Annotated in this window: 10 protein-coding genes, 1 tRNA gene and 1 pseudogene; 1 reads left to right on the forward strand and 11 read right to left on the reverse strand. The window is 43.8% G+C overall.

From position 1 onward, the window contains the following. The 4 genes and pseudogenes from G496_RS19355 to G496_RS0109755 all read right to left on the reverse strand — a co-directional run. A pseudogene (locus tag G496_RS19355) lies at positions 1-416 on the reverse strand (IS110 family transposase); the annotation flags it as partial. Between the two features lie 292 nt (positions 417-708). Continuing rightward, entirely contained in the window at positions 709-2427 is a 1719-nt protein-coding gene (locus G496_RS0109745; RefSeq protein WP_245577894.1) for a chloride channel protein, read from the reverse strand. 89 nt (positions 2428-2516) lie between these two features. Continuing rightward, positions 2517-3500, reverse strand: a complete 984-nt coding sequence (locus tag G496_RS0109750) for a bifunctional riboflavin kinase/FAD synthetase (RefSeq protein WP_027179125.1) — start codon at positions 3498-3500, stop codon at positions 2517-2519. Between the two features lie 237 nt (positions 3501-3737). Then, the gene (locus tag G496_RS0109755) at positions 3738-5198 is read right to left on the reverse strand and encodes a beta-barrel assembly-enhancing protease (RefSeq protein ID WP_027179126.1); all 1461 of its coding nucleotides are present in this window, start codon (positions 5196-5198) and stop codon (positions 3738-3740) included. 276 nt (positions 5199-5474) lie between these two features. On the opposite strand from G496_RS0109755, the gene G496_RS19360 reads away from it, so the two are divergent. Then, positions 5475-7163 carry a response regulator gene (locus tag G496_RS19360; RefSeq protein ID WP_051294964.1) on the forward strand — a complete coding sequence of 563 codons (1689 nt, stop codon included), beginning with the start codon at positions 5475-5477 and terminating at the stop codon, positions 7161-7163. 98 nt (positions 7164-7261) lie between these two features. On the opposite strand, the gene rho is transcribed toward G496_RS19360, so the two are convergent. The 7 genes from rho to ispE all read right to left on the reverse strand — a co-directional run bounded on the left by rho (position 7262) and on the right by ispE (position 12796). Then, positions 7262-8536: a transcription termination factor Rho gene (gene rho / locus G496_RS0109765; RefSeq protein ID WP_027179127.1), complete on the reverse strand. Its 1275-nt coding sequence runs from the start codon at positions 8534-8536 to the stop codon at positions 7262-7264. A 334-nt stretch (positions 8537-8870) separates the two neighbouring features. After that, positions 8871-9386, reverse strand: a complete 516-nt coding sequence (locus tag G496_RS0109770) for a CarD family transcriptional regulator (protein WP_027179128.1) — start codon at positions 9384-9386, stop codon at positions 8871-8873. Between the two features lie 75 nt (positions 9387-9461). After that, on the reverse strand, positions 9462-10067 hold the full coding sequence (pth, locus tag G496_RS0109775) for an aminoacyl-tRNA hydrolase (protein WP_027179129.1): 606 nt from the start codon (positions 10065-10067) through the stop codon (positions 9462-9464). Between the two features lie 120 nt (positions 10068-10187). After that, on the reverse strand, positions 10188-10775 hold the full coding sequence (locus G496_RS0109780) for a 50S ribosomal protein L25 (RefSeq protein WP_027179130.1): 588 nt from the start codon (positions 10773-10775) through the stop codon (positions 10188-10190). Positions 10776-10844: 69 nt separating this feature from the next. Continuing rightward, complete coding sequence (locus G496_RS0109785) at positions 10845-11783, reverse strand: ribose-phosphate diphosphokinase (RefSeq protein WP_027179131.1); 939 nt, start codon at positions 11781-11783, stop codon at positions 10845-10847. A 40-nt stretch (positions 11784-11823) separates the two neighbouring features. Next, positions 11824-11899 (reverse strand) — tRNA-Gln (locus G496_RS0109790). Positions 11900-11920: 21 nt separating this feature from the next. Then, positions 11921-12796 carry a 4-(cytidine 5'-diphospho)-2-C-methyl-D-erythritol kinase gene (gene ispE / locus G496_RS0109795; protein WP_027179132.1) on the reverse strand — a complete coding sequence of 292 codons (876 nt, stop codon included), beginning with the start codon at positions 12794-12796 and terminating at the stop codon, positions 11921-11923. Between the last annotated feature and the right edge of the window lie 10 nt (positions 12797-12806).

Below are 12806 nucleotides of genomic sequence, written 5' to 3' on the forward strand. Positions count from 1 at the left end.
AAAGCTTCTTCTCTTTCACTAGGAATAGCAATCGATCGGATCAGTCCCGAAGCAGCAAGTTCCGCAAGCTTTATGCAGTCGAGACGATCTGTTTTATTGGTTGCAGTAACGGGGCGAGGAATGCGGCTGGGAGCAGCAACAATGACTTTGATACCGGCAGAGCGAAGCCTGCGTGCTAGCCCAAAACCAGTCGGTCCAGCCTCATAGCACACAGCTGAAATATATATGCGAAGTGATGTCAGTCTGTTGGTGATAGCTTCAACATCAGCTGGAGTCGTCCAGCTCTCAACCATTCCATCTGCTCTAAGCAAGGCCACACTAAAACTACGTTTATGTACATCAATACCTACGAAAAAAAGTTGACTTTGAAAGCCTTCCACAAACCTACTAATTGATGATATTGTAAGTCTAGCCATGTCAGCCCTCCTTGTGAGTTTCGCTTTTACTGGTATTCTACCAGATTAAACCCGGGAGTGCTGGCATGGTATTTTTATTACCAAGCTGCTTTCCGGTGTGTTTCTTTGTTTGTACGTTGAGAACATAGTTTATCTTTTTATTTTAAGACAGCTTATCCAGTAATATAAAAGGGCAGTCGCGGGCAGGTCTCTCTGTGATTACAGGATTCTTTGCCGATTATAGAAATAAAAAGTCCCGCTGCATTAATAGGCAGCGGGACTTTAATTTTATTATTTATTTCAGGATATTCAATTATTCCTGCTCACGTATTTCACGTATTGTGTTTGCGTAAGCACGGAACACGTCTTCCCTGTTGATAATACCAATTATGGAATCCTGATTTTCGGCTGAAACAACCGGAATCTGTCCGTAGTCGGTATCAACAAATTTAAGAAGAGCTGTATAAAGATCATCACCGCGGAACAGAGTTGCCGGCTTGGTTGCAAGATCCTTGGCGAGAATAAGGTCAAAAAGGTCCTGATTGAAAAGAACATTCCTGACGTTATGGATACTCAGCATACCTGTGATATGTCCCTCATGGTTTTTAATCGGGAAGAACAGTTCATTGGTATTGGCGATGATATCTGTAAGGGCTTTAAGAGTTGTTCCTTCTTCAAGGGTGGTCACTCTGCCCGGGGTGTAATGCTCATCAACCCGCATCTGTTCAAGAATATTTATGGTCGAATCCTCAATATGCGCAGGTGATTCAAATTTATTATCAACCTGATGCTCATAGAGTGAGAATTTTCTGCCGAGCACGATGCATAAAGCAGAAGCCATCATAAGCGGGGCCAGAAGGCCGTAACCCTGAGTGAGCTCGCAGACCATAATCAGCGGGCCTACTGGAGCTTTTGCTACTCCTGCAAAAAAGGCGGCCATACCAACCAGAACATAGCCTCCCGGCTGGGTAACAATATTTGGAAAGTATTTACCGGCAAGCTGTCCGACCATACCCCCGGTCATACCGCCGACAAAGAGAGCCGGGGCAAACATACCACCGCTCATGCCGGAACCGATGGTTACCGATGTAGCCACAGTTTTACCTATGAGAATTGTCAGCATCATGAGGATAGGCAGCTGTCCCATGATAGCCATTTCAACCCAGCCGTAACCTCCGGCAAGAACTTCGGGATAAAACATTCCGAAAAGTCCCATGCAGAGTCCACCAAAGGCTGTCGCCCACATAAGTCCGACTCGGTCATTGATACGGGCGAATATTGAAAACTTAATAAATTCGAATGTTCTTACATAGAGCCATCCTGTGAAAGCACAGGCAAAAGCCAGAACCGCGTAGAAAATAAGTTCGCGCGGGTCACGGAAATGGAACTGCGGAATTCCGAAAATAGGCTCGCTTCCGTAGAAGAAAGTAAAAAGTGAGTAAGCAACAACTGATGACAGAATTGATGGCAGAACCGCTTCAGATTCAAAATCCTCACGGTAGATAACTTCGATTGCTGTCATTGCGCCACCCAGAGGAGCTCTGAAAATAGCACCAAGTCCACCGGCTGCACCGGCAAGAAGCATAATTCTTCTTTCTTTTGCGGTCATACCGGTTCTTTGAGCAATCCATGAGCCAATACCGGCACCCATCTGGGTAATTGGTCCCTCACGTCCGGCACTACCGCCGGAGGCTATGGTAAATATGGAAGTCAGACCTTTAATAATAGGGATCAGCGGACGGAATATTCCTCCACCCTGATGGAAACATTTAATTGTAGCGTCAGTACCATCTGTTCCGCCGGCTGTTGATTCAGGTATATATTTGTTAACCAGCCATCCGGTAACGAGTCCTGTAATTGTAGTGAAGATAGGGATAAGCCATGGCCGTAAAAGGCCTGCCGGACCATGAAAAACTTCTTCGCCTGCCGGAGCTGGCAGAGTTAACCCTGCGTATTTATGCAGAAGCATGAATTTTCCGAATTCTACAGCTGCAAAAAATGCAACAGCAAGAAGTCCGGAAAGAATTCCCATTATGACCCCTAGGATAAGCCAGCGTACATTTCCAGCCGGTTTATATGTTCGGATAAAATTTCCCCAGGGGCCGAAAATACCTTGGACGGTCATTTGATGTTACCTTGTGTTTCCTTGAGATTAATTCCTGGACGCACTTTTGATTCCGGATAGGCAAGAATAGCTTTGGCCAGTTCGATATCTCTATTGATTCTGGCTTTTAGTTCGTCTAGCCCGGAGAATTTTTTCTCCGAACGGATGCGCTGGATAAAATGAACCCTTATGGTTTCGCCATAAATATTTTTAGAAAAGTTGAGTATGTGTGCTTCTACAGAGATTGAATCATTTCCAAAAGTCGGATTGGTCCCGATGTTTGCAACTCCGGGATAAACTTTTCCGTCAACCTCGACACGAATGGCGTAAACCCCTTTTTGAGGGAAGAGTTCATCGTCAAGCCTGATATTGGCGGTAGGGAAGCCGAGAAGATTTCCGCCACGGTTCATGCCGTGGATAACTTCTCCTCTTACCTGAAAAAATCTGCCTAGAATGGGGCGCACATCCCATACATTTCCTGCTTCCACCATATCCCTGATTCGTGTTGAGCTGACCACTGCGTCATTGATTATGACAGGATCAAGCCTTTCCACTCCATAACCGTACTTACGGCCCAGCTCACTGATAACTTCATAATTACCGGCACGGCCTTTACCAAGGGCATAGTCGTAGCCGACAACCAGCTCTTTGATGGAAAGGTGCTGCACCAGATATTTGTATATGAATTCTTCAGGACTAAGGGCAGCCATTTCTCTGTCAAAAGGCAGCATGAGAATACAGGATGGATTATATTGGGCAATCAGTTCGAGCTTCTGCTCGGTGAGTGTGATGAAAGGCGGTGTTTTGCTGTTAACCAGAACCCTGAGCGGATGGGGGTCGAAAGTAAGAACTACGCTTGCAAGATTGTTTTCATCCGCTTTTTCGCAGGTGCGGGAAATCAGTTTCTGGTGTCCCATGTGAACTCCATCAAAATTGCCGATGGTTACACAGGTTTCACGATTAAAATCTTTGAGGTCATCGATATTTTTAGCGATTATCATTTCATTATTTTTATTAAATTTTGTTATTAAGGATGTTCCGTAAATCCGCAAAAAGTTGACGTTGGAACTAATGTGCCGGTCCGGTTCAGGTATGGCCGAAACCCGATTTGAGGATGAGCTGGCAAGTCCGGCAGTTTGTTTATATAGCTGGCTTTCGGAAAAACAGTATAGCTACATCAAAACTGTTTGATCATCAAGTTTCATGATTCATGAATCATGACCCGGTAACCCTTTGATTTACTCCTCAGGCTTCTTTTCCTCTTTTTCAGGAGGTCTGATTTTTTTCTCAAGTTTAGCAAGCATTGCTTTTTGTTCCGCAGTTTTTGCAAGCCCCTCGGCTTTTTTTAAATGAAAGTCACGCTGATTCCTGTCTCCCTTATACAGGGCTGAATAAGCCAGTTGCAGATGAGCTTCGAAGTAATTACCTGACTCTCCGAGAATTCTGCCAAGATGGTAGAGAACTTCACTGTCTCCGGGAACTTTTTCATTAACCATGCGCATGGTCGCAATTGCTTTATCGTAATTTTTACGCTGTGCATCTATTCTGGCCATAAAAAAGAGCGCAACAGCATCCTTCGGATTTCTTATGTATGCTTCCTGAAGAAGCGGCCAGGCTTTGTCAGCTTTTCCATTCTGGAAAAAGAATATTCCAGCTTCACGCAGGACTATCGGGTCAGATCCGCAGCCTTTTAAAGCTTCTTCAAAGGCTGCAGTAGCTTCGTCTATTCTTTTCATTCTGGAATATATTATCCCTAAACCAAGGGAATCCAAACAGTTGCGCTGGTCTTCAGGTATATCATTATAGTAGGCCAGAGCTACTTTAGGATCTGTCATTCTGGCCCGAAGCAGGGTCTGAACTTTTCGGAAGCCGGAATTGTCCGTCTGCCTCTTAAGGTATTCGGGCGGCATCCTCATGACTCTGTCTTTCAGATAGTCTATTCTGGTATCAAGACCGGGGTGAGTGGCAAGATAGCTCGGTATATTATTGTTGCTCACATACCACTGCCGCCTTTTCATTATTTTAAAGCTGTGAATCATTGCTTCAGGATTGTATCCGGCAGAGACAAGAAAGTTCATTCCGAGATGGTCTGCCTGCCGTTCGTTTTCCTGAGTATAGGATAAGTATGCTGCCTGACCGCCGGCCATGGAACCATAGGCCAGTGCTTTACCGAGATTACCGGTGTTTCCACCTCCACCGGCAATGCCCAGAACCATTCCTGCAAGAGTTCCGAGCATACTGGCCATTGAAACAAGCTGCATCTTTTCCATTCTTTCGGCGACATGACGAAGTGCAACGTGGGCAAGTTCGTGGCCTATTACCGCTGCAAGCTCGTCCTCATGCTTCAGATCAAGCAGCAGCCCGGTGAAAATATATATGTATCCTCCGGGTACGGCGAAAGCATTCATTGAGGGATTTCTTATCACCGCAGCCTTGATTGGAAATGGCTGGGGCGGCATTTTATCCGCAACTTTTTTTACGACCCCCTTTACATACTCAGTTATTTCGGGATCAGTCACAAAATGCATTCTTTCGTGCAGCATTTTGTCAAACTTAGTTCCCAGTTCAATTTCATCTTTAACTGTGAATTTACCAAAAAATGAGTTTGCGCTGACGTCAACGGAAAGTGTCGAAACGGAAAAAAAGACAATCAATATGAAAGAAATCAGTACGCTTTTATTTTTTATTTTAAGGATCATTATTTATGGCTCCATTCTTAAAAAATGAGGAATATTTTATATATGTTGGATAATTAAGATCATAAGGTGTTTTTGCAATCAGGCTGGTGCATTGTATTGATAAATCTGTTATGGTTATAACCTTAAAAATGTTTTCTAATTATTTGGATTGGTTCAACCTGTAAAACAATACTAATTTGGCATACTATTATTGTAAAGGACTGCCCTGAAAAAGGCGAGTTTATAATGCATTAAACAGACTCTTGTAAAATAGGAAGGAATTCTGGGAGAACTTTTATGTTTTCGTCATTATGTTCATGGCTGGGAACTCTTTCCGGTCCTATGTTGCTTGGAATGCTTGCCGGTGGCACTCTGGTGCTCAGTCTTATTTTTTTGTCTCTTTTCGCCTACTTCAGACCACCCAAGGAAGTTAAAAATAAAGCCTGTCGCCTCTGCGAAGATGCTTCACACATGTACAGCTCGTTATTCAAGGATAATCATCAGGTTCTGCTTATAGTTGACCCTGAATCCGGCAAGATCGTTGATGCCAATAAATCTGCCTGCAAATTCTATGGTTATTCACTCGATGAAATAAAATCCCGAAATATCAACAGTATTAATATACTCACTCCTGATGAAATCCATGCCCGCATGCAGGAGGCACTGAATACGCATAAGAAATTTTTCCATTTCAAACACCAGCTGGCCAATGGGGAAGTGAGAGATGTGGAAGTTTACAGTGGCAGGATTTTGTTTCAGGGCAATGATCTGCTTTATTCTGCTGTTAATGATATTTCAGAAAGAATAAAGGATAAGGAAAGACTTGTAACGGCCTGTGAAAAGGCTGAAAGCGCTAATAAATCTAAAAGTGAATTTCTGGCTAATATGAGTCACGAGGTCCGAACCCCTTTGAACGGGGCTATGGGAATGCTGCAACTTCTTGAAGTTACTGATATTGATGAGGAACAATCAGAATATATTGAAGCTGCTTACAGATCTTGTAAAAATCTTATGACGCTATTGAGTGAACTTCTTGATCTTTCCAAGATTGAGGCTGGTAAGGTTGAAATCGTCAGAGAGGAATTCAGCTTTGCCAATATCCTGCGGGATGTGGAAAGCAATTTCAGTGTTGTCGCAAAGAGCAAGGGACTGGATCTTGTTTTAAAAATTGATCAGGACATACCGGAACCTCTTCTTGGAGATCCGCACAGGGTTAGGCAGGTCATTTTTAATATTGTTGGTAATGCGCTTAAGTTTACTAAAACAGGCTACGTTATGGTTGAAGTTGACAGTATAAGTAAAATTGAAAATGGAAATAAACGCTTACTTATTACCATAACGGATACCGGCATAGGTATCGCCGATAATATGTTGGATAATGTTTTTGAAGCTTTCACTCAGGTAGAGAATTCATATTCACGCAAAATAGAAGGGGCCGGATTGGGGTTGCAGATAGTTAAACGTCTTGTTCTTCTTATGGGTGGCAATATGTCTGTTTGCAGTGAGCTTGGGACAGGAACAACTTTTACTATCAGTCTGACTGTGGGAGTGAGTGAAAACCTTGTTGAAGAGGATGACCGTAATTCAACGGCTTTGAGAGTGGAGGGAAAATCCAGAATTCTGCTTGTTGAGGATGATCCGGTAAATATGAAAGTAATAGCCACAATGCTTAGAAAAAGCGGGCACGAGGTTCAAACTGCGCCGAACGGCAAAACAGCTGTTGAAATTCTTTCCAGAGATAAATTTGATCTTGTCCTGATGGACATCCAGATGCCTGAAATGGATGGAGTGAGTGCTACCAATATAATTAGAAATTCACCGCGGTTTCAGTCAGTTTCCCATATACCTATCATTGCCTTGACCGCATACGTGATGAGTGGGGATAAAGAAAAATTCGTCAATGCAGGAATGGATGATTATATTTCAAAACCTGTTGATTATGAAACACTCATAAATAAGGTCAGTAAATACAGCTCACCAAATTGATTATGGCTTAGTGCAGACTCTATTTTTAGTCTAAATATACAAAAAGCGGTATGTATAGTTTATACATACCGCTTTTTTATTATTCATGATCAGAAAGACTATTTGCCCATCATATCAAAGAATTCAGCGTTATTTTTGGTTCCCTTCATTTTATCAATCAGGAATTCCATTGATTCAATTGTATTCATCGGAGCAAGGAGTTTACGGAGTATCCATACTCTGTTGAGTACTTCAGGAGTGAGCAGAAGTTCTTCTTTTCTGGTTCCGGTCCTGTTGATGTCAATGGCCGGGAAGCAGCGTTTTTCAGCGAGCTTTCTGTCCAGATAGAGATCAAGGTTACCGGTTCCTTTGAATTCTTCAAAGATAACTTCGTCCATTCTTGAGCCGGTATCAATAAGCGCTGTTGCGATGATAGTCAGACTGCCGCCTTCTTCAAGGTTTCTTGCTGCACCAAAGAAGCGTTTTGGACGCTGCATTGCGTTTGCATCAAGACCACCTGAGAGAACTCTTCCTGAAGACGGAGTAACAGCATTGTAAGCACGGCCGAGTCTGGTTATGGAATCAAGAAGAATGACTACATCACGCTTGCGTTCAACAAGGCGTTTAGCTTTTTCCATTACCATTTCGGTAACCTGTACATGACGCTGCGGAGGCTCATCGAAAGTAGAGCTTACAACTTCAGCTTTTACTGTTCTGGCCATATCGGTAACTTCTTCAGGGCGTTCATCGATGAGCAGGACTATTAAATCCACATCAGGATGATTAGCATTGATAGAATTGGCAATGGTCTGAAGCATCATGGTTTTACCAGTTCTTGGTGGTGCAACCAGAAGAGCTCTCTGTCCACGGCCTATCGGAGCCAGTATATCAATTATACGTGAGCTGAAATTGCTTTTTCCGTTTTCAAGAATGAAGCGGTTATCAGGGTAGATGGGGGTAAGATTATCGAAGAGTACGAGGTTTTTGGAGTGTTCAGGGCTTTCAAGGCCGATTTCATTGACTCTTAAGAGAGCGAAATATCTTTCGCCTTCTTTAGGCGGTCTGATCTGGCCGGAGACAATATCTCCCTTTCGCAGTCCGAACCTTCGTATCTGGGACGGGGAGACATAGATGTCATCCGGTCCTGGCATATAGCTATACATGGGAGAGCGAAGAAATCCGAATCCGTCAGGCAGTACTTCAAGAACACCTTCTCCGTAGATTTGTCCATTTTGAGATGCGCACTGCTGAAGCAGACTGAAGATCAGTTCCTGACGTCTCATACCACTTGGGTTCTCGACGTTGAATCTTTTTGCAAGATCCATAAGATCATGCATGCTCTTCTGTTTTAGCTCTGTTAGGTTTAGATTATTAATCTTTTTTTCTTGACCCATACTTCGTCAACCGAACGTTAAAAGTTATAGACTATAGTTATAGCCGGACAAAATATTAAATACGAAAGACGTTATTATAGTCCCTTCGTTTTAATGCATTAAAAAACGATTACAAAAAACTGGATGTGCAGGATGTCCCGGAATACGGCTTGATTACTATGAGAACTTAATTTCTAAATAAAGAGTAGTATACTCGATTCAGTTGCAACAGGCTACTGTTCTGTAAAAGAAAGCTTAATAAAAAACTTTAACATTGGAAAACTGGATAACCACAGCAACTTAATAGGGCATTAACTGAAAGAAAGGAATATGACAAGCTGTTTAGCTGATATTTTTAGCAATCCTTCTTCTGGGCATCGATAACATCACTGAACATTTCGTTTATCTGTTCTTTAATCTCATCCTGATCCTGTTCAATGGCAAAGGAAAGTTCCATGGTTACTAGTCCCATGGCCTGTTCAAGCAGTCTCCGTTCTCCAAAAGAAAGCTCTTTGTCTTTTCCAATAAGAAAGAGTTCCTTGAGAACATAAGCTACGTCATTCAGGTCTCCGCTCTTGAGATTTTCAGAATACTCGCGGTAACGTCTGTTCCAGTTCTGACCGGTGTAACCGGTAAAATTGGAGCGGTCTTTTAAAGATTCAAAAATGGCAAGACCTTCTTCGCGGCTGCAAACAGATCTTAATCCAACATTCTCGGCGTTCATGACCGGTACCATGAGCGTCACATTATTGCTCAGAATTCTGACAATATAGAATTCCGCACTCGCACCACCTATTGATTGGGTCTCAATGCGTTCTACTTTGCCGACACCCTGAGATGGGTAGACAACTAACTGGTTAAGTTCAAACACTCATGACTCCTTGATCGTACACGAAAACAACTTTGTTATGGTAACCGAATTGTAAAAAATAGTCCAATGTCAGATTTACTTTGCCGTTGGATCAAATGTATGCAGGTATTGAGTTGCAAAGCCCTGACCGCGTCTGTAAAAAAGATCCAGTCCCTTGATAGTGGCCTGAGCTACTTGATTTACAATATCTAATTCTTCAGAATTAAATTTTTCAAGAACCCAATCCTTAACCTGAGAAGAAAATTCAGGACGTCCGATTCCAAGCCGCATACGCTGAAAATTTGGGGTGTTCAGGCATTCCTGTATGGATGCCAGTCCTCTGTGGCCATTGTTGCCGCCGCCTTTTTTGAATTTTATGCGTCCAAGGGGCAGATCAAGTTCATCATGAATGACGACAACATCGGCAGGGGCTATCTGATATTTTCCGCAGATAGCAGCTACGGCTTTTCCGCTGAGATTCATATATGTCAGCGGTTTGGCTCCCAGCAGGTTTGTCCCGGCAAAATTAATTTTGAAAAGTTCAAAATTACCGGAAATTTCCATTTGCTCAAAATGCATACTCTTACGGGATTTTGCCAGTTCAGATATGGCATCAAGAACTATAAACCCCATATTATGACGAGTCGAGGCATATTGAGAGCCAGGATTTCCAAGTCCTGCTATCAAGCCTTTGTATTCCATTGGGCTGTACCGTTAAACTAAAATTTTATGAAAGCTGGAAGAGCGATTATTGCTCAATAGACTGAAAAAGGAAAGGCCCCGACCTTAGCCGGGGCCTTATTAAATGTATACTTAGAAGGGCTATTCTTCTTCAGCTTCTTCTTCAGCTGCAGCAGCTTTACTCTTATCTACGCAGCGAACCAGAGCGAAGTTGTTGTCAAAGTTGACTTTTACACCTTCGCCGAGATCTACATCAGCAACAAACTTAGTCTGACCAAGAGTCATTGTGCTGATATCCAGTTCGATAATGGCAGGAATAAGTTCAGGTTTGCAGGTAACTTCAAGTACGTTGCGGTACAGTTCCATGCGGCCACCGAGTTTTACACCGGGAGCAATACCGACTGTCTTAACAGGTACTTTAACGGTGATAGGAGTATCCATATCAACGCCGAAGAAATCAACGTGGAATGTTTTACCACGAACGGGATCATTCTGAATTGTCCAGATCAATGTGGTTTTGGTTTCGCCATCAATATTGAGGTCGAAAAGCTGGGTGTATCTTACCTGACGGTAAAGTTTAAGAAATTCAGCATCCTTGATTGACAGTGCAATGTTTTCTCCTGCTTTTGAGTAGAAAACAGCGGGAACCATTCCGGCACTGCGGAGTTTGCGGTTCACGGATTTGCCTGTTTCGGTGCGCTTGCTGGCACTGAGAGTAGGTCTGGACATAGTTTATCTCCTTATTGGTTACCTGCAACCGCTCTTTCGACCGGCTGAGGGTGGGAATTGGCTATTTTATTATACGAACAGAACGCTCACAGAAGATTCAGTGTGCACATTGTGGATACACTTAGCCAGAATGCCGGCTACGGAGAGAACTTTGATCTTCTTGCATTTGAGCTTTTCAGGCGGGACAGGCAGAGTATTTGTAACGATAACTTCAGAGAAAGCAGAAGCTTCGAGCCTGTCAATTGCCGGGCCGGAAAGAACCGGATGGGTCGCACAGGCAATAACGTCTTTTGCGCCATGCTCAAGAAGAACTTTGGCTGCCTGTGTCATGGTTCCAGCTGTGTCAATCATATCATCCATGACAACAGCGGTTTTACCTTTTACTTCGCCGATAACATGCATAGCCTGAGCCTGATTAGGCTTGTCTCTGCGTTTATCAACAATTGCAAGGCCTGCATTAAGTCTTTTTGCATAGGCTCTTGCGCGTTCAACTCCACCTGCATCAGGAGAAACGATAACCATATCGTCTTCACGCTGGCGCAGGTTTTCAAGAAGAACAGGTGCTGCATAAATATTGTCTACAGGAACATCGAAGAAGCCCTGAATCTGGCCTGCATGGAGGTCAATTGTTACAAGACGGTTCATACCGGCTGTGGTAAGGAAATCTGCAATCAGTTTTGCACTGATAGGAGCACGGGGAGAAACTTTGCGGTCCTGTCTTGCATAACCGTAGTATGGAACAACCGCAGTTACGCGGCGTGCGCTGGCACGCTTGAGAGCATCAAGCATGAGGCTGAGTTCCATAAAATTAAAGTTGACCGGATTGCTGATAGACTGAACTACAAATACATCGCAACCGCGAACATTATCCTGAATTTCAAGTCTTATTTCACCGTCACTGAAAGTGTCGCGAAGGCAGGGAGTAAGCTGACTGCCAAGGTGGTCGCAAATCGCTTCCGCTAAAGGTTCATTGGACGATCCGCTAATAATCTTGAGTTCACCGTTCATTTTTGACTCCACCCTGCTGACCTCGACAGGAAGAAAATTATGGCTGGGGTGGCAGGATTTGAACCCGCGAATGACGGGACCAAAACCCGTTGCCTTACCTGCTTGGCTACACCCCAGCACTGAAAATTAAAAAATATCTAGAAATGACATATTACATTTGGAATGGACTCGGCATCAAGCTTTTCAGAAGTTTTTAATGCTTTGTCACTGTCCCTGAAAAGGGAAAAAATGCTTGCCCCGCTTCCGCTCATGACAGCGCCGGAGGCTCCGCAATTCAAAATCATTTCCTTTACTTCCCGCAGATATGGGAATTCAGGAAAGACGACAGTTTCAAAATCATTATATAGAACTGCCCTCGTTTTGAACGCAGTTTTTTTATATGCGCCGGGGGAAGTTGTCAAGCAAAAGCCACTTTCAAGGTGGTCTTTTTTTTCTGGCTTGAGTTCTGACCATTTTTTATACGCCCATGCTGTATTAACATGAACATCAGGACAGGCCAGTACCGCCGTCATTCCGGCAAGGTCAACTTCACACGGATCCAGCTTTTCTCCTATACCAGTAGCCCATGCCGGTCCGTCAAGCAGAAAGAAGGGCACATCAGCCCCAAGTGAAGCAGCAAGGGTGTTCAACTCATCTGCTGGCATACCCGGAGAATCCGGTCTATTTTGAAGGTAGCGCAGTATCATGGCCGCATCCGAGCTTCCACCTCCAAGTCCTGCGCCAGTAGGAATGTTTTTTTGCAGCTCAACGTCAAGGCCCGGACGGAATCCGGTGGCTGAGGCATAACGGTCCCAGGCTTTCCAGACAAGATTCTGCTCTACCGGAAGATCAAAACCGGGACAATTTAGAGAAAATCCCCTGTCAGCCGGTGATATCGTCAGCTTGTCGTTAAGTGCGGGAAAAGGATGGAACAGAGTCTCAAGCTCATGATAGCCATCAGGTCTTTTTCCGACAATTTTCAGGTAGATATTAACCTTGGCCGGGGCGGTGATTTCTTCGGTGCGTATTTCCATGAAGAATTTG

Source organism: Maridesulfovibrio bastinii DSM 16055, from assembly GCF_000429985.1.
In the GTDB taxonomy this organism is placed as follows: Bacteria; Desulfobacterota; Desulfovibrionia; order Desulfovibrionales; family Desulfovibrionaceae; genus Maridesulfovibrio; species Maridesulfovibrio bastinii.

Excerpts from the sequence above, each read along its gene's own strand:
- G496_RS0109745 (WP_245577894.1), bottom strand. The coding sequence starts at position 2,427 with ATGGGAATTCTTTCCGGACTTCTTGCTGTTGCATTTTTTGCAGCTGTA.
- G496_RS0109750 (WP_027179125.1), bottom strand. The coding sequence starts at position 3,500 with ATGATAATCGCTAAAAATATCGATGACCTCAAAGATTTTAATCGTGAA.
- G496_RS0109755 (WP_027179126.1), bottom strand. The coding sequence starts at position 5,198 with ATGATCCTTAAAATAAAAAATAAAAGCGTACTGATTTCTTTCATATTG.
- G496_RS19360 (WP_051294964.1), top strand. The coding sequence starts at position 5,475 with ATGTTTTCGTCATTATGTTCATGGCTGGGAACTCTTTCCGGTCCTATG.
- rho (WP_027179127.1), bottom strand. The coding sequence starts at position 8,536 with ATGGGTCAAGAAAAAAAGATTAATAATCTAAACCTAACAGAGCTAAAA.
- pth (WP_027179129.1), bottom strand. The coding sequence starts at position 10,067 with ATGGAATACAAAGGCTTGATAGCAGGACTTGGAAATCCTGGCTCTCAA.
- G496_RS0109780 (WP_027179130.1), bottom strand. The coding sequence starts at position 10,775 with ATGTCCAGACCTACTCTCAGTGCCAGCAAGCGCACCGAAACAGGCAAA.
- G496_RS0109785 (WP_027179131.1), bottom strand. The coding sequence starts at position 11,783 with ATGAACGGTGAACTCAAGATTATTAGCGGATCGTCCAATGAACCTTTA.
- ispE (WP_027179132.1), bottom strand. The coding sequence starts at position 12,796 with ATGGAAATACGCACCGAAGAAATCACCGCCCCGGCCAAGGTTAATATC.